The sequence below is a fragment of the Streptococcus sp. GMD5S genome, from assembly GCF_000298715.2.
GTDB lineage: Bacteria > Bacillota > Bacilli > Lactobacillales > Streptococcaceae > Streptococcus.
Genome location: NZ_AJRG02000009.1, coordinates 1 through 20523 on the forward strand (window position 1 = coordinate 1; position 20523 = coordinate 20523).

General features: G+C 41.3%; 17 protein-coding genes and 2 pseudogenes. 1 reads left to right on the forward strand and 18 read right to left on the reverse strand.

Annotated elements, in window-relative coordinates:
* The 8 genes and pseudogenes from GMD5S_RS0205520 to pbp2b all read right to left on the reverse strand — a co-directional run.
* Positions 1 to 425, reverse strand: a 425-nt coding sequence (locus tag GMD5S_RS0205520) for a hypothetical protein (RefSeq protein WP_016893736.1), incomplete at its 3' end; no start/stop codon positions are given.
* Positions 425 to 844: pseudogene (locus GMD5S_RS0205525) on the reverse strand (hypothetical protein); the annotation flags it as partial. The pseudogene GMD5S_RS0205525 and the gene GMD5S_RS0205520, both read right to left, overlap by 1 nt.
* Positions 841 to 1449, reverse strand: coding sequence for a hypothetical protein (locus tag GMD5S_RS0205530; RefSeq protein ID WP_000780960.1), 609 nt, complete (start codon positions 1447 to 1449; stop codon positions 841 to 843). The gene GMD5S_RS0205530 and the pseudogene GMD5S_RS0205525, both read right to left, overlap by 4 nt.
* 10 nt (positions 1450 to 1459) lie before the next feature.
* Positions 1460 to 3034: a virulence protein gene (locus GMD5S_RS0205535; RefSeq protein ID WP_000538407.1), complete on the reverse strand. Its 1575-nt coding sequence runs from the start codon at positions 3032 to 3034 to the stop codon at positions 1460 to 1462.
* Positions 3025 to 3396, reverse strand: a complete 372-nt coding sequence (locus GMD5S_RS0205540; RefSeq protein ID WP_227743429.1) for a hypothetical protein — start codon at positions 3394 to 3396, stop codon at positions 3025 to 3027. The genes GMD5S_RS0205535 and GMD5S_RS0205540 overlap by 10 nt, the downstream gene beginning before the upstream one ends.
* Entirely contained in the window at positions 3384 to 3659 is a 276-nt protein-coding gene (locus tag GMD5S_RS0205545) for a TIGR04197 family type VII secretion effector (protein ID WP_000509001.1), read from the reverse strand. Before GMD5S_RS0205545 ends, GMD5S_RS0205540 begins: the two co-directional genes overlap by 13 nt.
* A gap of 302 nt (positions 3660 to 3961) precedes the next feature.
* The gene (recR, locus tag GMD5S_RS0205550) at positions 3962 to 4558 is read right to left on the reverse strand and encodes a recombination mediator RecR (protein ID WP_000966754.1); all 597 of its coding nucleotides are present in this window, start codon (positions 4556 to 4558) and stop codon (positions 3962 to 3964) included.
* Positions 4559 to 4568: 10 nt separating this feature from the next.
* On the reverse strand, positions 4569 to 6611 hold the full coding sequence (gene pbp2b, locus GMD5S_RS0205555) for a penicillin-binding protein PBP2B (RefSeq protein WP_001224836.1): 2043 nt from the start codon (positions 6609 to 6611) through the stop codon (positions 4569 to 4571).
* Between the two features lie 255 nt (positions 6612 to 6866).
* Here pbp2b and GMD5S_RS0205560 point away from each other — a divergent pair, with 255 nt between their 5' ends.
* A complete protein-coding gene (locus tag GMD5S_RS0205560; protein WP_001039480.1) occupies positions 6867 to 7718 on the forward strand; it encodes a MurR/RpiR family transcriptional regulator in 852 nt (283 codons plus the stop codon).
* A 135-nt stretch (positions 7719 to 7853) separates the two neighbouring features.
* Here GMD5S_RS0205560 and GMD5S_RS10215 read toward each other — a convergent pair.
* The 10 genes and pseudogenes from GMD5S_RS10215 to GMD5S_RS0205610 form a co-directional block, all read right to left on the reverse strand.
* Positions 7854 to 8625: pseudogene (locus GMD5S_RS10215) on the reverse strand (class I SAM-dependent methyltransferase).
* 421 nt (positions 8626 to 9046) lie between these two features.
* On the reverse strand, positions 9047 to 9943 hold the full coding sequence (locus GMD5S_RS0205570) for an ROK family protein (RefSeq protein WP_000150249.1): 897 nt from the start codon (positions 9941 to 9943) through the stop codon (positions 9047 to 9049).
* Positions 9944 to 9960: 17 nt separating this feature from the next.
* Complete coding sequence (locus GMD5S_RS0205575) at positions 9961 to 10878, reverse strand: dihydrodipicolinate synthase family protein (protein ID WP_001281515.1); 918 nt, start codon at positions 10876 to 10878, stop codon at positions 9961 to 9963.
* A gap of 170 nt (positions 10879 to 11048) precedes the next feature.
* A complete protein-coding gene (locus GMD5S_RS0205580; protein WP_000057468.1) occupies positions 11049 to 11693 on the reverse strand; it encodes a YesL family protein in 645 nt (214 codons plus the stop codon).
* Between the two features lie 20 nt (positions 11694 to 11713).
* Positions 11714 to 12166, reverse strand: coding sequence for a YhcH/YjgK/YiaL family protein (locus GMD5S_RS0205585; RefSeq protein ID WP_000575429.1), 453 nt, complete (start codon positions 12164 to 12166; stop codon positions 11714 to 11716).
* Between the two features lie 429 nt (positions 12167 to 12595).
* Positions 12596 to 13435, reverse strand: a complete 840-nt coding sequence (locus tag GMD5S_RS0205590; RefSeq protein ID WP_001183243.1) for a carbohydrate ABC transporter permease — start codon at positions 13433 to 13435, stop codon at positions 12596 to 12598.
* Between the two features lie 15 nt (positions 13436 to 13450).
* On the reverse strand, positions 13451 to 14317 hold the full coding sequence (locus GMD5S_RS0205595; RefSeq protein WP_002874780.1) for a carbohydrate ABC transporter permease: 867 nt from the start codon (positions 14315 to 14317) through the stop codon (positions 13451 to 13453).
* Between the two features lie 219 nt (positions 14318 to 14536).
* A complete protein-coding gene (locus GMD5S_RS0205600; protein WP_000672117.1) occupies positions 14537 to 15865 on the reverse strand; it encodes an extracellular solute-binding protein in 1329 nt (442 codons plus the stop codon).
* Positions 15866 to 15978: 113 nt separating this feature from the next.
* Positions 15979 to 16677, reverse strand: coding sequence for an N-acetylmannosamine-6-phosphate 2-epimerase (locus tag GMD5S_RS0205605; protein WP_001135658.1), 699 nt, complete (start codon positions 16675 to 16677; stop codon positions 15979 to 15981).
* 232 nt (positions 16678 to 16909) lie between these two features.
* On the reverse strand, positions 16910 to 20302 hold the full coding sequence (locus tag GMD5S_RS0205610) for an SIALI-17 repeat-containing surface protein (RefSeq protein WP_025172610.1): 3393 nt from the start codon (positions 20300 to 20302) through the stop codon (positions 16910 to 16912).
* Positions 20303 to 20523: the final 221 nt, after the last annotated feature.

Here is a 20523-nt window from a genome sequence, read left to right on the forward strand (position 1 = left end):
TCTTTATCATCTTCGCTAATCTGACCATCAATAGCAGTCGCAATTTCAATGGCCATAATATACATAGCTCGTTTATCAACAGTGAGAAGGTCAAGGTGGGTAGAAGCAATTCTTAAACATTCACCTTTCTCACGAAAATCCGACATCATTGCATCTTCGTAATCTAGCTGTATATATTCTGACTTATGGGATAAAAAATCATATTTTATCCCTTCCTTTATTTGGACACTCCTCCATCTAACATCATGAGTTTCCTTGTCTAATTCTAAGTGAATAGAAAGTTTATCGATTGGTAAATCTAGATACCCAGCATACGATAAATCTGGCTCTATTCCATCTTTTTTCTCAAACCACATCCTTTTCGCTAGTTCCATGTAATCAAATGGAATTTCTTTGGTGTAATCGCCTTTGATGTATAGTCTCACTCGTCTTCCTCGCTAATCTGACCATCAATTGCAGAAGCTACCTCGACTGCCATGATATACATAGCTCGTTTATCAACCGTTAAAATATCCGTATGTGTCGTAGCAATCCTAAGGTTTTCTCCACGTTCTCTCCCATCAGTAATAAAATCATTTTCAAATTCCAATTGAATGTTTTCATCAGAAAACGAAGTCCAAGGATTGCTCTTATCGTATGGTATATGATTCCATCGTTTATCATTAAATCGCCATTTATCAAATTGAACTCCAAAAAAGAAATCATCCTGTAACATAGCATCATCACCAACATTGGAGAAACTTATTTTCTTGCCATTCCGTTCCTTAAACCACATCTTCCAAACAAGCTCTCTAGTTGTGAAGTCTATTTTTTTCGTAAAATCACTTTTGATATATAGTCTCATAAATCTGAGATATCGCCTCCATGTGCTAGTATATATTCTTTTCGACGATTGGCTTCTTCCTCCCAAAGAGGGTCGTCTACCACATCCATCGTTTGAATTTCAGTCAAACTTAGTTCATTTGCTTCTTCAAAAGTTAGAGATAGAATAGCCTCGTGCTTTTTCCTAAACTCCTCGACTGTTAGCCATGTCTTCTTATTATCCTCGCTAATTTGCCCATCAATCACCTTTGCAATCTCAAGCGCCATAATGTACATAGCTCGTTTATCAACTGTCAAAACTTCTAGATGGGTGGTTAAAATACGGAGATAGTCTCCCTTTTCATTATAATCCGTAGCAAATGCATCTTCAAAATTAATTTCAATACTTTCCTTAATATGTGAAAAGAGTCTTCGTACCCCTTCCTTTAGGGGGACACTAGACCATCTCTTATCGGCAGTGCCTTTCCTCAAGGATAAATTTGAGAAAAAATCTTCTTGTAATGCATCATTGTTCCCAGCATTTGAGTAAGAAATTTGCTCATCTTCTGGAAACCACATTTTACCAGCTAGTTCTAAATAACCATAAGGTACTCTTTTTGTATAATCACCTTTTAAATATAATTTCATTGTTCACTCCTTATTGCGTCAAGTATTTAAAAGCTTTCCACATATTTTTGATAACTTCTTCTTTAGCTCCTTTTCCAAGTCCATTTAGTTCAGATTGTTCATTTACCCAGTTTACAATATCCTGCCTACTTGAAATAGTTGAGGCTTCAATATCTATGTCGAGGTTATAACCTGACTTTCCACTCCCCGATTGAACTTGGATTTTCCCACTATCTGGCTCCGCATCAACTCGAATATTATCGACTTTTTTACCGTTAACTCGTCCAGAAATCTTTTTTCCAAAAGACTTACTCGTCGGTTTATTTGCCTTCCAGCTGTCATAGTTACTGGAATAATCAACCTGAATTTCGCCATTTTGTAAGGCTGTCTTTGTGATAGCTGATAAGCTAGTTACTGCTCCACTAGCTATCAGTACATTCCCATATTGAACCCCTGTTACAGATGCTGCGGTACCAGCTACGATACTTGTCCCTGCTGTTGGCGGACCAGCCATTACACTCAAGACTTCTAGGGCTCCACTCGCAAAGTAAACTCCCAATCCAGAGAAAATTTGAGCTACTCCACTCCAAAATTCGACTGAATTTGCTTCAAAGTTTTGGGCTTTTAGTTCATCAAGCTTTTTGTTAACCAAATGAGTATAGTCAGCATCATATTTCCCATTTTTTAAAACGACATAGCCTTGTTCCAAGGAATGAATTTCAATGATATTCCCTGTCTCATCAATCTTAAGAGTGTGATTGTAGTCGTCAATTATTTTATCCCATTCGGACTTGTCATGGCCTTTTAAGCGCTTCTTTAATTCGGCACGATAGTAGGCATCACCATCGTCCGATAGCATCATATCCCTAGAAGCTTTATTGATTGCACGAGTTTCTGAATCTTGAAAATCTCTTTTTGCATGCGAAACAATCTTCACATCCTTCATCTTTTGCACCCAGCTCATGTCCAGACCGTCCGCATAGTAGTTGCCATCGCTATCGACAATGACTTTACTTAGTTGCGTAGCTCCTTGAATCGCTAAGCTAAGGACTTCTAGACTATCGCTGAAATACTGGGAAACCTCTGAGACAAAAAATTCTAGTTTTTCAATCTTGTCATCCAAATCCTGAATACCTGACTCGATTTGAGACTTGGTATTGTAGAGGATGGTCTTCTCAGAGAAAGCTTTCCCCCAATTCAGTGTAAAGAAATCTTTGATTTGATTTAACCAATTCTCCCTCGCTTGAATCTGAGCTTCTACGATAGCTAACTGCTCTTCCCTCAATTTTTTCAGTTCCTTGAGCTGGTCCATGTCCAAATCTCCATATCCAGAGACCTGAGCATCCGCATTTTTGTAGGAGGTCAACTCTAGTTGGATATCATCTATCGCTGCTTGTAACTTCTTGATGCTGGGGATGATAATCTCTGTAAAAAGACCCTTCCCAGCTGTGTAGGCTGCTCCTGTCAGCTCACCTGAGTCTAAAGAGGAAATCAGGTGGTCACATCCACTAGATAAGCGGTCCGTGACTTCATTTGCGACCTGGAGATTGTTAGTCATAGCTTGAATCAATTCTTGGGATTCTTGTGCGCTGTATTTTACTCCCATGGTAGCCGATTCCTTTCTGATATCAGTTCTTCTCTAGCTTCATCGAAAGACCGACGAGCCTTCTTCGTTTGTTTTCCCAATTCATCCAGTTCCTCATCTACATAAGAGTTGATCTGTCGTTGAATGGTTCTATTATCACTTTCGATTTGCTCTATCACTTGACGAGAACTAGGCGAGATAGCTAATAGAGTCGCCATACGATGGTGGATACTCTGGATTTCTGAGTGAAAGTGAGTTACCTGCTGTTCATATTGTCTTTTTAGAGTCTGAAGACTTTCTTCTTTATCGTCAATCTTGACAATTTCTCGCCAAAGTTTGTAGCGTTTTTCTTCGTTCTTATCTGCCATTTTTAATGTTCCCATCTCTTAGCCAGCTCTACGTCGCGTTTTTCAATCTTATGAGCAATTTCTGGAAACTTATTTGCTTGGGTCAAAACAGCCGAGCTGAAATCACTGACCGCCTGAAGCATTTGATTGCAGGCCTGACGTCCAGCTTCCATCCCAGCAATTTCAGAAGTATATGAAAATTCTACTTGCTGATTTTGCTTCTTGCTCGTGTCATACCCGACCAATTCATTAATAGCTGCCTCTGCTGCTATCGTGCTAGATTTTATCTTTCCACCCATACTTCAAACTCCCTTTATTCATTGTATATTGACCATATCATAACACAAAAATAGTACGATTTCAAAACAAATCCTAAGGGCAAGTGAGCTCATCTCCTTAGAGTAAACTCTATCGCTCAGTGAATGAGTTTGACAAAGACGCCACTAGTGATTTTGGAGACCCGTTTTCTGATGCCTTATAGTTTGAGTAGTCTTATTAGCAAGGCTTGTTCACCTCTCGTGAGAAACAGAAAAAGACAAGCCCTAGAAAAATTCCTAGGGCTTGTCTTATGTGTCAAAATGAGCTACGTTTTTACTGACTCCTACAACTCTGTCCGATTTTCAATGGCTCGTAAGAGTGTGACTTCGTCCGCATACTCGATATCTGCTCCCACGGCTAGTCCTCGTGCTAGGCGAGTGACCTTGATACCAGCTGGCTTGAGCAAACGAGAGAGATACATCGATGTCGCTTCCCCATCCGCTGTCGCATTGGTTGCCACAATCACCTCTGAAACCTCACTATCCATGAGACGGGTCATGAGACTCTTGAGGTTGATATCGTCTGGGCTGATGCCATTCATCGGAGAAATGAGGCCGTGCAAGACATGATAGAGTCCGTGGTATTCTTGGATGTTTTCCATAGCAGCCACATCGCGACTATCCTCTAGCACCAAGATGGTTGTCTGATCTCGAGTCGGATCTGTACAGATTGAGCAGGGGTCATCATCCGTCAGGCGGCCACAGATGGAACAATAGGTTAATTCCCGCTTGGCAGATAGGAGATTTTTGGCAAATTCATTGACATCGTCATCAGACATTCCAATGGTATAGAAGGCGAGGCGGGTAGCCGTTTTAATCCCGATACCTGGTAACTTTGAATAGCTATCAATCAGCTTGGCAATAGGTGTTGGATACAGCATAAGTTCCTTTCTAATTCATTGGATGGTGTTGGTGATAAAGATTGATAATGTCGCGTGCAATAGAAGGTCCGACACCGTTTGTAAGGTTGGTGTTATGAGGAAAGACGACTGCGACTGCGATTTGAGGATTTTCGGTCGGCGCATAGGCGACTGCGTTAGTATTGTTGGCTTTTTGACCGCCATTAACGTAACTTTCGGCAGTACCCGTTTTCCCACTGATGGAAACGGCTGCGCCATTTGAAAAGGCACGACCAGTTGTCAGAGCACTCGTTCCATGCGAAACTTGATAGAAACCTTGCTGCAAGATAGCCATATCTGATTCTGAGATATTGACCTTGTTTAGTTCCTTAGTGGCTGTTTCTTGAACCAGACTACCTAAGCCACCTTGGTCATTGTTTCCATAAATCCCCTCGACAATGTGAGGTGCAATCCGAACACCGTTGTTGGCAATAGTTCCAACGTACTGGGCCAATTGCATTGGGGTGTAGTTATCAAACTGACCAAATGCATTGGTAATGTAATTAGCGAAATTATACTCTTTTGGAATAAAACCAGTTGACTCATCTGGAAGGTCAATGCCTGTTGAGGCTCCAAGACCATATTCCGCAAATGTCGAACGAAGTTTCCCCATAGCGGATTCTAAATTGTTAGTTAAAACAAACATATTGGGTTGATAGGTCTGACCCATAATGCCCAAAGCCGTTTGAACCATGTAGGCATTAGAAGAATACTCCAAGGCTTCCACAGCTGTAATCGGGAATGAACCGTAGGCCTGAGTATACCAAGAATTAATTGGAGCTGAACCTTGGAAGACAATCGGTTGGTCTGTCAAGGTCTGATTCCCTGATAAGACTCCATTCTCCCAACCAGAGCTGATGGTCGCCGCCTTAACGACCGAACCGGGTACAAAGACATCGGTTACTGTTCCAAGCGAATCTGAACTTAATTTACCGGATTCGACATCATGCTTGACACCCGACATCGCCAGAACTGCACCGGTTTTAGGATTAAGAGCTACAGCGTAGACTCCTTCAGAGTACTTTGCTCCACCGTTACCCAACTCTGAGTTGAAGTAGCTCTTGAGTAGGTCGTCCACACCATTCTGGAAAGCTAGGTCAATCGTTAACTTGATGTTGTTTCCTTTACTTCCTTCTTCGACATTTTCCACACTTTCCATATTTCCGTGTTTGTCGAGGTGGATTTCTTTGACGGAGCGTTTGCCTTGAAGAACATCTTCATATTGCTTTTCAAGATAGGAAGTTCCCACTCGGTCATTGAGAGAATACCCTTTTTTGAGATAGGCATCAACTTCCTCTGCTGGAAGTCCTGACTTTTCATTTGAAACGCTACCGACGATTGTCGATAAAGATGTATCCAGTACTTTACGATCCCATGAGGTTGAAATGCTGATACCTGGTAATTCCTTGGACGCTGATGCAACGAGAGCAACTTGGGTATCATCTAAGGCATCCGTAGAAATGGTTCCCGTTGCAAAATTTTCAACAGCATTGAGCTGACTAAAGAGATAGATTTCCTTTTTCTGGTCATCTGTATAATTAAGTTGACTCACGTCAATGCTTTCAACCGCATTATTGTAAAGTGTCGCTTCCGATAAGCGGTTCCCATCTGAATCCAGGCGTTTATCGCTTGGCAAGGATTCGACTGTTTTTTTGTAAATATCCTGGTCCGCCAAGTAGTAGTCTGCAATCTGTCGATCTGTCAGATCAGGGGAGGTTACATTTACATATGTGAGAAGTTTCTTGGCTGTCTCCTTCAATTCAGCCGCCGTCATTTTATTGTTTCGTGTGAAAGAAACAACCTGCTTGACAGTGTTTTCTACCAAGGGTTTCCCTGCCGCATCATAGATCTGTCCACGAGCTGAACTAGTTGTTACCCTTGTTTGGCTGGCTGAGGCCAATTTTGTTTCATAAAAATCCTTATTGAGCACCTGCATGTATAACAATCGACCAATAATGGCCATAAAGAGCAGGATGACAATCGCAAATAGTAAATTAAGCCGAATCGGAATCGAATGGCTATTAAATTTTCTCATACAACTAAGACTCTTTTCTAGAAAAATTCCCGATTTCCACCTTTATTTTCCCTAAAATAATAGAGCAAACAGGTGAAGCTCAGTACATTTCATTGTACCATATTTTACGGAGAAACTCTTGGAAAAGTCGAAGCATTTTTTGACTTTTAATTGAAAATGCCTTTTTATTTGGTTATCCTATTTTCTATGATATAATGATAGTGATAGTTAGGAAAGCGTTAACTTTTAAGACTTTGACTCATAAAAAGGAGCCTCATGAACAAGCCAGATATCGCAACCATAATCGACCTCCATTTTGAAGAATTAACCGAGCTCGAGCAAGAAATCGCTCGCTATTTTTTGCAAGCTGAAACAATCCAAGATGATCTCTCTTCTCAGCAAGTTACCCAGAAATTACATATCTCCCAAGCAGCCTTGACCCGCTTTGCCAAAAAGTGTGGTTTTACAGGCTACCGAGAGTTCGTCTTTCAATACCAGCATCAGGCTAGTAAACCGGACACTCATTCGCACAAACACAGTCCTTTGACCAAACGTGTTTTGCGAAGCTACACTATCATGCGAGAACAAACTCAGGATTTGATTGACGAAGAACAACTGGAACGCGTTGCCCAATTAATCGATGACGCTGAACGAGTTTACTTTTTCGGGACGGGAAGTTCTGGTCTGATTGCCCGTGAGATGAAATTGCGCTTTATGCGATTAGGTGTTGTCTGCGAAGCTTTGACCGATCAGGATGGCTTTGCTTGGACGACCAGTATCATGGATGAAAACTGTCTGGTACTTGGCTTTTCTCTATCAGGCACTACCCAATCCGTCCTCGATAGTTTGTTGGATGCCAAGGAAATGGGTGCCAAGACCATTCTCTTTACCAGCGCTCCAAACAAAAACAGTCAGGCCTATACCGAAACAGTCCTTGTCGCAAGTCATAATCAATCTTCTTACATCCAGCGTATTTCCGCTCAACTCCCTATGCTCATTTTAATAGATTTGATTTATGCCTACTTTTTAGAAATCAATCGCGAGAGCAAGGAAAAAATCTTTAATAGTTATTGGGAAAATAAAAAACTCAATGGCTATCGTAGACAAAAACGCGTTAGAAAATCCTAGTTTGGTTGAACCAAACTAGGATTGTTTTGTCTTGAAATGGTAATAGGCTCCCAACATCCCTGCTGTATTTTGGTGATGGGCAAATTCTAATCGTAAAATACAACGAGCTATTCTCCAGAAGTATGTTCTATAAGATTATAGTTTAATGCAAAGTGTAGCGATGTAGTCATTTCCATAACGTGACAAGCGATGTCTTTTGTCACACGATTCATAAAAATCGATCATAGCGAGACCGTTTTTTAGTTGTCCTCTAATCTGACTTTCTAAGGTATGGCTAAATTCATATCCATATTCTGGATTGATGGTGATTTTGCCTTCCTCTTCAAGCTCTCTTGAATTAAAAGGGATTGAAAACTTTAAAAGTAATTCCTCATCGGGTTTGTCCCATACAGTGTCAGCATCATACATGTAGATCCAGGGATTCATAAATCCGACCATTAAGAGTCCACCCTTTTTCAATACGCGAGAGGCTTCTTTATACATGATACATGTTTTCTAAATCTTCTATATATACATTTGAAACCGGATTAAAAATAATATCAAAAGTTTCATTTTCAAATGGAAATGGTTTTGTCATATCGCCTTGAACGGTATTGATTTTTAAGCCTTCTCTTTTGGCAACCATTTCATCTCTTTCTAATTGTGATTTAGAAAAATCCATGATGGTGACATCATAACCTTTTGCAGCAAAAACGGGACCCTGCTGGCCACCACCACAAGCTAACCCTAATATCTTTTTTCCCTTGGCTTTTTCAAACCATTCTGTCGGAACTTTTTTCCCCACAGTTAAGGCGACAGAAATTGGATGCTTTCTAGCTTCTTCTAATTCTTCATGTGTCAATGGCTCAGTATAGTCGTTTTTTACATTATTCCATCTATCTTCATTTAATTTTATATAATTACTCATCTTACAATCTCCTCGTAATTTTATATGATTTCGATTTAAGTTGGATGTGTTGCCACACTTCTCTCACCTCTAGAAATTCTAATTTATCAATTTTTCGTCCATCTCATTATATCATTTTTCCACATTTTCCCATTTAGTCAAGCTAAATATCAATTAAATGGATGATAGAATTGCTCTCGCCTTAACTTCTTATGCAAGGTAGTTATTTTCTCCTAGTTTCTCACGATTACCTCCTTTGGCTCAAATTTTTCAATAAAAAAAGAATTAAGCAAAACAGTTTTCACTCAAGTAGTGATTCAGTGTTTTTCTTAATTCTATAGCTCCAAACTAGGATTGTTTTGTCTTGATACTCTTCGAAAATCAAATTCAAACCACGTCAGCTTCACCTTGCCGTACTCAAGTACTGCCTACGGCTAGCTTCCTACTTTGCTCTTTGATTTTCATTGAGTATAAAATGATAATAGGCACCCAACATCCCTGCTGTATTTTGGTGATGGGCAAATTCTAATCGTGTTTTTTCAGCTAGGCTTGGTACCAAGGCGGCCTTCAAGGCTGCGCGAATCTTCGGTTTGAGGATAGCTTCTTGCCCCATGATACCGCCACCGAGAATGACCACTTCTGGATTGGCAACGTAGCAAATATTTGCCAGACCTTTCCCAAGGTAGTCTACCATGCGGTCAATACCAGCCATACAAATCTTGTTTCCTTCAGTAGCTTCCTTGAAAATGCGTCGGCCATTCCACTGATCAACTGAGTCTCCATGAGCTGCTGCTACATACTCCACCAAGGCTGTCGTAGAGGCAAGATCTTGGAAAGCTCCATCCTGCATATGCATATAACCGACTTCGCAGGCTGAGTTGCTAAATCCATGAAAGACTTTCCCATCCATAATCAAGCAACCACCGATACCTGTTCCAATGGTCAAGCAAAGTGTCACACTCGCTCCCTTGCCTGAACCAGATACGGCCTCAGCCAGACCTGCACAGTTGACATCATTCTCAATCTCACAAGGAATATCAAAGCTCGTCTCGATTTCCTTCTTGAACTGGGTTCCTGCATAGTTAGGGATTTGCGGTCCGGCATAGAAAATCTCACCCTTGTCTGGATCCACCATCCCAGCAGAAGAAATGGCAACACCTGCTACTGGGCCTTTTTCTAGATAACTGGCTACGATATCTTTTGTCTTTTGTAAGATATGGGGTCCACCCTTATGCGCCTCAGTTGGCATTTCATGCGATTCAACAAGTTGGCCTTCTTGGTCGATCAAACCATATTTGATGTTGGTTCCACCGATATCAATTGCAACGTAGTGTGTCATAATTACCTCCTTATAGATTAGAGGAAGCGCTCCTTGGTTTCACGAATCAAGGCTGCAGCTGCTTCTACAACTGGACGATCTTCTTCAGTCACTGGTGTCAATGGCGAACGAACTGATCCAATGTTAAGTCCCTCATTGATTTTCAAGACTTCTTTGATGACACCGTACATATTTCCATGTGCAGATGTGAGTTTGCCAATGATTGCATTGATAGCGTATTGCAATTCACGCGCTGTCTCCAAGTCTTTCTCAGCAATCAACTCATTGAGTTTCAAGAAGAGTTCTGGCATCGCACCATAAGTACCACCGATACCAGCCTTAGCACCCATGAGGCGTCCTCCTAGGAACTGTTCGTCTGGACCATTAAAGACGATGCGATCATCACCACCAAGGCTGACAAAGGTTTGGATATCTTGAACTGGCATAGAAGAGTTCTTAACACCGATAACACGTGGATTCTTCAACATTTCAGTATAAAGGCTTGGAGTCAAAGCAACACCTGCCAATTGAGGAATGTTATAAATCACGTAGTCTGTGTTTGGTGCTGCAGCACTAATGTCATTCCAGTATTTAGCAACTGAGTACTCAGGCAAGCGGAAGTAAATTGGTGGGATTGTTGCGATAGCATCTACTCCCAAACGTTCCGCATGGCGAGCAAGTTCCATACTATCCTTTGTATTATTGCAAGCAACGTGAGCAATGATAGTCAATTTTCCTTTGGCAACTGCCATGACTTCTTCCAAAATCAACTTGCGGTCTGCCACACTTTGGTAGATACATTCACCAGAAGAACCGTTGACATAGAGACCTTGAACTCCCTTATCAATGAAGTATTGGACCAAGTCGCGCGTACGCTCTGGACTGACTTCTCCTTGATCATCATAACATGCGTAGAAGGCTGGAATGACACCTTCGTATTTTTTCAAATCTGACATAGATTTTCTCCTAAGATTTCTTTTTTTCTGCTGAGAGCAGTTCTATTTTTACAAGTTTAGTATACACCTTGTGAAAATCGCTTTCAATATCTTGTATACACTTAGATTTTAGTTTCTACTTGTATTTTAGAAACTGTAACGATTGAAAGTAGTTTCAGAAACAAGCCATCCTACTGGTATTTGGCGAAGATTTTCTCCATCAAACCTGCTTGGAGAAAGACTAGCAAACCAAAACCAAAGAGGATAAAGGCTGACCCACCCAAAAGGAGAGTGAAGGCGGATAGATAAAGAACCATCACAATGAGAAAGAGAGTGGCTAACATGAGGAAGAACCATGGAAAGTTAAAACTTGCTAGGATAAGCCCTTTTTGCAACACTTCTTTCCAAGACAAATCATAGCGCGCAGCAATGGGATAACTAGCCAGCATCACCAGAGTGAGGAAGATGAGAATCCCCAAACAAATAGCTTTCACAATCTGGAAAGGCAAAGCTGTCTGACCCCAGAAGAGATAGAGGTCTAGAAGGCTTAATGACACAATGCCCAACTCTAACAGACCTAACTGAAGCCCCAGTTTCAGATTTTGCTTGAAAGCTCTTAGATAAGTTCTAAAGACTGGTACCCGTCTGCTTCTCTTAATCTCAAACATGGTCTCATAAAGGCTGATTTTCGCCACTCCAATCGTCACGATGGGCAAACAAGAGACGACAAAAAGAAGATTGACTGTCACAATATCCAAGACCTTCTCACTGAAACGCATGAGAAAATTATCTGTATCAAATGCTGCCTTGATAAGGTTTACTCCTTTTTGTGCCATGTTTGCTCCTCCTGATTCTTTTAATCAATCAAAATTTTAAAGAGATACTTGCGAACCTTTTCTTCCATCCCTGCGTAGCCATTTGGCTGGTGAGGTTCTCCTGGGAAGAAAATCGCAAAATTGTGATAACCCAGCAAGAGTGGGTATTTTTCATGACAATGGACAAAGCCAATGTCACTCGCTTCGTCGAATGCTACTGCCTCATCTTTGATACGTGAACCGTAGCTCGAATATTCATGTCCTTCTACCAGCAAATGCAAGTCTGCATAGTTCTTATGATGCTCAAATTGATCATTTTCAGCTTGATTGAGGACATTTTCCTGCACAACTAGAAAGACCTTGTCCCCGTCAATCTCATACTTGCCGAGTTCGAAAGAATCCTTACGGTGCTGGTAGAGATAGTCGATAGCCTTATCTAGATTGGGATGGATTCCCTTGTAAAAGGCGATGTTTTTCAAATCGTCAAAAATCATACTGTTTCCTTCGTTTCTGATAATTACTAGTTTTCAGTTCCGAATTATCCTTTCTCTATTTCCCAGTAATAGTGCGGACGGAAGCAAATTCCTAATTTTTGAGCCTTTTGCTCTTTCATCGTCAGTCTCAAAAATTCCGTCTAAGATAAGCGTTAATTGCTTATCTTAGATACCACTAAAGCGGGAAATAGTTGCCATAAAACGAACCTACTCTAACTAGTATCATGAAAAGAGTTCATTCTTAAGTTTATAAGTGTCTGACAAAACTTCACGAAGCAACTGCACACTCTCCATTTTGTAGACACTTATAACTCTATATTCTCTTATACTCAATGAAAATCGAAGAACAAACTAGGAAGCCAACCGCAGGCAATACTTAAGTATGGCAAGGTGATACTAAAGTAGTTTGAATTCGATTTTCGCAAGGTCTTAACCTTTGACAGCTCCCATAGTGATCCCTTGAGTGAAGGATTTTTGGAAGACAAGGAAGACGGTTACGATTGGCACGGCTGCAAGAGCTGCACCTGCCATGATCAAACCATAGTTGGTTGCCATTTCGGCCTGCATGGTCGCAACCCCGAGTGAGATGGTCAAGTTTTGACGTGAAGTCAACATAACCAACTGCATAAAGTAGTCGTTCCAAGTATTGATGAAGGTAAAAATCGCAAGAGCTGCAAATCCTGGTTTCACAATAGGGAAGGCTACGCTCCAGAAGGTACGAATCTCACCACAACCGTCGATTTTAGCTGATTCAAGCAATTCTGTTGGGATGTTTTCGCTGAACTGTTTCATGAGGAAGACCCCAAATGGCCATCCAATCAAAGGCAAGATAACTGCCCAAAGAGTATCGTGAATTCCCATGAAGTTGACGATACGTACCAATGGTACAAGGACAACTTGTTTTGGAAGAGCCATGGCAGCGATAAAAACTGCAAAGAGGATGCGTTGACCATAGAAACGTTTCTTAGCCAAGACATAACCTGCTAGAGAAGAGGTTGCACAGACTAAGAACATGGTTACCAGTGAGATAAATACAGAGTTCCACATCCACTGCATAGCAGGGTTTTGCACCATGAGTTGTTGGAAGTTTTCCATGGTTGGCATTTTAGGGAACCATTGTGGTGGAATCATAATGGTATCAGGCTGTGATTTGAAGGCCCCTGTCAAGATCCAGTAGAATGGAAAGATGAACAGTACGGTCAACAAGAGCAAGATAATCGTTGAGATAACAGTGAAAGCTGTTAAGGGTTTCTTTTGTGTAGGTTGCATAACTGTCTCCTTTCTTTAGTATTCTACGTCGTTTCCGAGGATCTTGAATTGAGCAAAGCTGACAATGGCAATCATCACTGCCAAGAAGACACCGATGGTATTTGCATAGCCGTATTCTGTCAATTGGAAGGCTTTTTCGTAAAGGTAGTACATCAAGGTACTTGTTGAATAGTTTGGACCACCAGAAGTCAAGAGCTGAATCAAAGCAAAACACTGGAATGAGTTGATGGTTGTGATGATCGCGATGTAAAGAGTTGTTGGAAGAAGGCTAGGCCATTTGATCTTCCAGAAGACTTGAAACTCAGTCGCACCGTCAACACGCGCTGCTTCAACAAGTGAGTTATCAATATTTCCCATGGCAGCAATATAAAGAATAATCGGTTGACCAACAGATGTTGTCAAAAGGATGATCATAATCGCTAGCAAAGCCCAGTTTTTGTCACCCAGCCAAGAAATATTTTGGCTGATGATATGGCTTGACTTAAGGACAAAGTTTAGAATCCCTGATAGTGGGTCATAGATCCATTTCCATACAACCGTTACGGCAACACTACCTGTAACTACAGGAAGGAAGAAGACGAAACGATAGAAAGAACGGGCAATGGCATTTTGATGATAGGTTTGAGATGCTACAAAGAGCGAGAAGAGAACCACAATCGGAACAGATCCAATAACCAGGATAACGGTATTGATCAAAGACTTCATAAAGACAGGGTCTTTAAACATGCGAATGTAGTTGTCAAAGCCTACAAACTCAAATTTAGTCATGGAGTAGTTAAAGAAACTTGTAATGAATCCCATAATCATAGGAGCCAAGACAAAGATGACAAAGAAGAATAACACTGGTGCTAGGAAAGCGTAGGAAATCACTGTTTCCCGCATACGAATTTTATTGACTTTCACAGTCGGCACCTCTCTTTCAAATAGAATAGTTTTTGATTTTCTTGAACTGTTTTAAAACCAAAATGAAATTTTTTAAGATTCGCTTATGTAAGAACTTCATTTTAATTTCGTGACAGTTCCTACCATTTCAAACAAAAGTCCCCCTTTTCTTACACCGTAGTGCACAGGGAAAAGGGGGGAATCAATCTGACTTAGTGCTTATTGTTTTGTAGCTTTTTTGATTGTTTCGTTAGCTTTTTCAGTGAAGGCTTTCAAAGCATCCGCTGGTTTTTCGTCACCATTTGATACAGATTGCAACATTGGGAACCAAAGTGTTCTCATTTCAGCAAATCCATCGATAGTGTTGTAGTATGGTGAGTAGTATTTAGTCCAGCCACTGATTGTTTCCATACGTTTGTCTTCATAAAGTTTGCCAAATGAAGTACGAACTGGGAAGGCACCTGTACGAACTACGTCTTTAGGACCCCATTCTTTGTCATCTGCGATGAATTGAACGAATTTCTTAGCTGCTGCGATTTTCTTATCGTCTTTGTTGTTAAATACTGCAAATCCGTTTACAAGGTATTCAAGAGATGGTTTACCAGAGTCTGATGGGAATGGTACTTCTACCACATCTACCTTACTTGCTTCCAAGAGTTTCGCTTGGATACCGTTTTGAGCTGGTGCCCAAAGGATTGTGTATGATGTTTGACCGTTGGCAAAGTTTTGGATGTCTGCTCCACCGTCAAATTGTGAACCATTGTTCAACAAACCGTCTTTGATCCAGCTAGCAGCTTTTTCAAGACCTTTGACGAATTTAGGATCGTCTGTTGTATATTTGGTTACGTCTTTGTCTGTTACAGAACCGCCATAAAGGTTTGCGATGAAGGCACGTGTTCCTTGGTCTCCCCCTTGACCAGAACTGAACAATGAACCTGGTGTATAGCCTTTATCTTTAAGCGCTTTCAAAACTTTTTCAAAGTCATCAGTTGTCCAACCTTCTTTTACAAGGTTTGCAACTCCAGCATCTTCCAACATCTTCTTGTTCATAGCCATGTAGAATGGAGCTGAACTGATCGGATACATGTAAGCTTTGTCTCCAGCCTTACTTGCTTGTACGATGTTTTCGTTGTTGACATCTTTGACAAATTCGTCTGTGAAGAGGTCGTTCAACTCAGCCAATTTACCATTTTTACCGTATTGGATGATACGCCCTGGTGCGTCAAAAAGTACGTCTGGCGCTGTTCCCGCTTCGATGGCTGTTGTAATCTTTTCAGGACCTGACTTGAAGTCGATGGTTTCCAATTTCACTTTTACATCTGGATTTGCTTTTTCGAACGCTTCGATGATTGATTTTTCATAAGTTCCAACACCGTCACCCGTTTTTTCTTGTGTGAAGACTGGGAATGCCCACCAAGTGATTTCTGTTTTTCCGCTATCGCTACTAGAGCTTCCAGCATCTTTACTTCCACCAGAGTTACCACAAGCCGCAAGGCCAAGAATCGCAGCACCCGCAAGTACTGTACAAGCTAGTTTTCTAAATTTCATTTGTATTCTCCTAATTGATAAGCGTATCCATATTGGATAATGAGTTCTTTATATTTGTATACGTTTTCATTTTATCCGACGCATCGACCACTCTCCTCTTTTTTGAGATTGTGTTATTTTAGACCGGCAACAAAGCGTTCCGTAATCTCTTTTGGTCTAGTAATCGCTCCACCAACAACGATACCTCGCACCCCATACTCAAGGATTTGCTTAGCTTGTTCTGGTGTATGAATTTTCCCTTCCGCGATGACATCCACCCCTGCTTCACAAAGTTTTTTGATCAGTTCAAAGTCTGGACCATCCACTTTGGGACTATAAGAGGTGTAACCTGATAGGGTTGTTCCAACAAAATCAATCCCTGCTTCAACTGCTGCTATACCCTCTTCAAACGTGCTAGTATCAGCCATTAAGAGTTGATGCGGATATTTTTCTTTGACTTGTCGGATAAAGTCCTGAATTTCCAAACCATCGTAACGTTCACGTTTGGTACAATCCAGAGCAATGACCTCAATATCTAGTTCAGCCAGTTCATCCACTTCTCTCATCGTAGCTGTAATGAAAGGCTCCTGTGGCGGATAGTCACGTTTGATAATCCCGATAATCGGGAGTTTCGTAACCTCCTTAATCTCCTTGATATCGCGAACACTGTTTGCTCGGATACCGACTGCTCCACCTTGCTCAGCCGCTTTGACTAGCAAGGGAATGACTCCTCCCGCTTCTGTATAAAGCGGTTCGTGAGGAAGTGCCTGGCAAGAGACAATGATTCCATCTTTGATTTGTTCAATCAAGGCTTCTTTGCTGATCTGTGGCATCCTCTTTCCTCCCTTTCTTGTTCTTATGGGCTTATTATATATCATTTGTTAAGCGCTTTCAATAGCTTGTAGTAGAATAGATTTCAGTTTCAAAACTATTTTATAGAACAGACTATCCTGAAAGTAGTTTCAGACTTCTTATGATTTCGAAGCAAGCTGAATTTAATAAAGAAAGATAGCAGGCTGAAAAACCTGCTATCTCTTCTGAGACTTATTCAAATACTTTTGCTTATTATTCTTTTCTCTTCTTGCCAAATGCAAACAAGGATAAAAGAACACCTGCAAGACCAAGGGAAATCAGTGAGTTTGTTTCCTTACTTCCCGTATTCGGAAGTTCATCTTGTTTAGCTGCTGGCGCTTGATAGGTCACATCTTGGCCTAGAGACAGTTTGTTGTCTGCTGCCGCCAATACTAAATTGGTGTCTCCCTTATACTCTGGAAGTTCATGGACTGCCGCCTCAGCACCATTGACGCCACCTATGTACTCTGGTAGATCATTTGAAGCTGCCAAGACAAAGTTAGCACCTCCTCTATATTCCGGAAGCTCGTTTGAGGCTGCTAGAACTGCATTGACACCACCCTTGAACTCTGGAAGTTCATGGACTGCTGCCTCAACAGCGTTGACACCACCTGTAAATTCAGGCTTTTCAACCGTTGGCGCTGCTTCTTCTCCTACTGTTGATAATGGACCGGTGTACTCTGGCATCTCTGCCACTGGGGCTTCCTCAGCATTGACACCACCAGTGAATTCTGGTTTTTCTACTGTAGGAGCTGGTTCTTCACCTACTGTTGCCATTGGACCTGTATACTCCGGAACTTCATGAACCGCTGCTTCTTCTGCATTAACACCACCTGTGAACTCTGGAACCTCATGGATAGCAGCTTCACTGCCATTAATACCATCGCTTAGTTTAGAGCCAGCTAAAGAAACTGGTAAATTGTGCATGCTTTCAATTGCACCCTCAGCTAGACCTGTAATTCTTTGACCCATATCCTCTGGATCTATTGTGAATAGGAGAGTTTTTGTATCGTATTGGGTCATGAAGGTTGCTGTCTTGCCATTTGCCAATTGAAGGGTCGGAGCCTTGTTGACCAATACTTCCGAATCGAACTCCATGGCTATAATACCTGGCCATTTTTGAATAGCATATTTTACTTTTGCTTCTTTAGGAGATATTCTGTCTTTGCTTAAGAAATCCCAGTTGAATTTCTTATAGGATAAAGTATAATCGTTTTGATTGCCATCCGCATGCTCATAAAGCAAACCATATTCGCCATTTCCGAGTTCTTGGAGCGAGTTGTATGCAAACTTACCACTTTGTATAGGATTGTGTTTCAGCCATGTCAACTCACCATTCTCCTCAACACGAGCCAGGTGAACCAAACCATTGTTGCGTCCAGGACCACCAGCATTGCTGAGTAGAATGTATTCCTTTCCTTCATGCATGGTGTGAATAGCGGACATTTGAACATAAACGTCTTTTACTTGAGGATAACGTTTGATTTCCTTATCCCACGTTGCTCCCCCATCATGACTGGTCGCAACCTGAAGATCACCAGTCAACCCACGCATAAAGAGCTTGAGATCCCCATTATTCAACTGAACAACAGTTGACTCCGTATTTTGGGCACCTGGATTATTCATGGTTGAAGAGTGAATGGTTTGGTTGCCTACTGGGCGGTTATCATTAACTGCTTCCCCTGCTTGCCATGTTTCTCCATGATCATCTGAATAAATTACACGAGATGATTGAGAACCACTTAGGTAGGAAACGTTGTTTGTTGTATAAACTGGAATCACCAGTCTTCCCTTATGAGGCCCTGTACGCAAGGCAATGCCAGTACCAGGTCCAGTTCCTAGGAAGTGCATCCAATCTTTCCGAATCCCATGAGTAATATCTTTTGGTGCAGACCAAGTCTTCCCATCGTCATCACTGTAGGACATCCATAGGTAGTTGGTATTGGAAACTCTAAAAATATTCTTTTCGCTATATTCAAAATAAATATTTCCGATTAGCTCATTCCCTTTATACAAATCTCCCTTATCGCTGTAGGCTGGTTTTTTAGGGTCAACGACAACACGATAATCTGTCTTTCTATTTTGAGGGTCGAAAACCTCTCCGTTTTCTCGAATCGTATAGCGACCTGATTCTCCTTGCTTATATAAAACTTGATAAACTTTATCTCCCACTTGTTCATAAGCTTTCGGAGCTTGCCCCGGCAATGAAAATACTGCCTTACTTTCAAGGAACATGTCGTAAATTGCAAAAATTCTCTTTGTTTCAGGGTCTTGCACCAAGGCCATATCAATATTAACTGGAGATGGCCATTCTGCATGTTTAGCGTGCTCATTGTCACGAGGATTTGAGATTACGATTCGGTCTCCCCATGTTTTTCCATTATCTTCACTGCGTCTAATGACCATGCCGATATCACCCCAGTCACTCGAATGGAGACGGCGTTCATCTGCACCTGCAATCAGCGTTCCTTTATCTGTCTTGAGAAGAGCTGGGATACGATAGCTCTTGATACCATCTTTATTTGGTTGATTGTTCCTACCACCTTCAAAGACGTCTTCTTTCTCAGAGATTTTCGCACCTTCTGGTAGTTTCTGTTCCAATTCACCTCTTTCAAATAATTGACTTCGTGTTTGAACTTCATCTGGGCTTAAAGCACGATCATAAACGGTTAGGTTTCGGACTTGTAGATTTGAGGACCAAACTGTTTTCTTGCCCCGTTTGGTTGCTCCAAGTTGAGCTTGATTAACATCTGGCATATCTTTGATGAAGTTCCCAGATTTTAGACTTGTTCGAGATAAGACACCGTTCACATAGAGACGAACTCGACCATGAGGTAACTCCGCTGTCGGTTGTTCGACAGTAAAGGTCACGGAATTCCATTGTCCTGGGCGAACTTTCAAAGGAGCATCTGTATACTTATCATAGAACTGTTCCCCGTTAGCGCCACGCCCTTCAATAAGAGCTGTATTATCAAGGACCGACATAGTAAAGTACTCATTTTCCTTGGTGTCACTGGATACAGAGAAGAGATTGTAAAAGCGTGGAGCTGATGCATCTGGTTTGAACTCCATGTGAACTGTAGCATTTTTTAGTTGCTTTAGTTTGTCTAGTTCACTTGATAAATCGACTCTCTGACCATTTGCCGCATTGGTTTCAACATCTTCTTTTTCAAGGACAGGATTAGCATTTTTTAAATCTCTTGAGTAATAGTCACGAGGAATAGCACCCTGATCCTCTGATTCCTCTTCCTTATTTGCTTCTTCTGCAGGGGTTCCCGTAGAGGATGGAGTTTCTGATTCTGCACTCTCATTTTTTTTCAAATGATCTTGGTCCACCTCAACGCCGTTGTCTTGAGCTGCTGCCAATTTACCAGCCAAATCCTTATCCAAATGAGCAAGATCTCCCGAGGACACTTCTTTTGGCAATTCTGATAAACCTTGACTAGGTTCGACAGTTTCTGTATTGGCCCCTGCTGCATTGGCTTGCTCTTGAGCTAAGACTGGATTTGCTCCAAATACTACTGTACCAATCACTACAGATGCCGCCCCAACTGCAAATTTTCGAATTCCGTATCGCTGTTTCCGATCTAAAGATTTGTAATTCATGTTTGTCCTTTCATTTTTCATAAAATAAAGCGCTTTCTTTTTCTTTAAAAATTTTTATTGTCTCTCAAGAGACAAGTTTTACAAGAAAGTATCCAACTTAATGAGAGCTCCCAATCCTCTCCCATTTTCTGCTGAGCCCGAGTTTTTAATCACCCAGCAGCCTTCTTCCTCCTTTCACAAGTGACTTTTCCTTTATTATACAATAAAGTCTTATATTTATA

Coding starts and splice junctions, on each gene's coding strand:
- GMD5S_RS0205530 (WP_000780960.1), bottom strand. CDS start 1,449: ATGAAATTATATTTAAAAGGTGATTATACAAAAAGAGTACCTTATGGT.
- GMD5S_RS0205535 (WP_000538407.1), bottom strand. CDS start 3,034: ATGGGAGTAAAATACAGCGCACAAGAATCCCAAGAATTGATTCAAGCT.
- GMD5S_RS0205540 (WP_227743429.1), bottom strand. CDS start 3,396: ATGGGAACATTAAAAATGGCAGATAAGAACGAAGAAAAACGCTACAAA.
- GMD5S_RS0205545 (WP_000509001.1), bottom strand. CDS start 3,659: ATGGGTGGAAAGATAAAATCTAGCACGATAGCAGCAGAGGCAGCTATT.
- recR (WP_000966754.1), bottom strand. CDS start 4,558: ATGCTGTATCCAACACCTATTGCCAAGCTGATTGATAGCTATTCAAAG.
- pbp2b (WP_001224836.1), bottom strand. CDS start 6,611: ATGAGAAAATTTAATAGCCATTCGATTCCGATTCGGCTTAATTTACTA.
- GMD5S_RS0205560 (WP_001039480.1), top strand. CDS start 6,867: ATGAACAAGCCAGATATCGCAACCATAATCGACCTCCATTTTGAAGAA.
- GMD5S_RS0205570 (WP_000150249.1), bottom strand. CDS start 9,943: ATGACACACTACGTTGCAATTGATATCGGTGGAACCAACATCAAATAT.
- GMD5S_RS0205575 (WP_001281515.1), bottom strand. CDS start 10,878: ATGTCAGATTTGAAAAAATACGAAGGTGTCATTCCAGCCTTCTACGCA.
- GMD5S_RS0205580 (WP_000057468.1), bottom strand. CDS start 11,693: ATGGCACAAAAAGGAGTAAACCTTATCAAGGCAGCATTTGATACAGAT.
- GMD5S_RS0205585 (WP_000575429.1), bottom strand. CDS start 12,166: ATGATTTTTGACGATTTGAAAAACATCGCCTTTTACAAGGGAATCCAT.
- GMD5S_RS0205590 (WP_001183243.1), bottom strand. CDS start 13,435: ATGCAACCTACACAAAAGAAACCCTTAACAGCTTTCACTGTTATCTCA.
- GMD5S_RS0205595 (WP_002874780.1), bottom strand. CDS start 14,317: ATGCGGGAAACAGTGATTTCCTACGCTTTCCTAGCACCAGTGTTATTC.
- GMD5S_RS0205600 (WP_000672117.1), bottom strand. CDS start 15,865: ATGAAATTTAGAAAACTAGCTTGTACAGTACTTGCGGGTGCTGCGATT.
- GMD5S_RS0205605 (WP_001135658.1), bottom strand. CDS start 16,677: ATGCCACAGATCAGCAAAGAAGCCTTGATTGAACAAATCAAAGATGGA.
- GMD5S_RS0205610 (WP_025172610.1), bottom strand. CDS start 20,302: ATGAATTACAAATCTTTAGATCGGAAACAGCGATACGGAATTCGAAAA.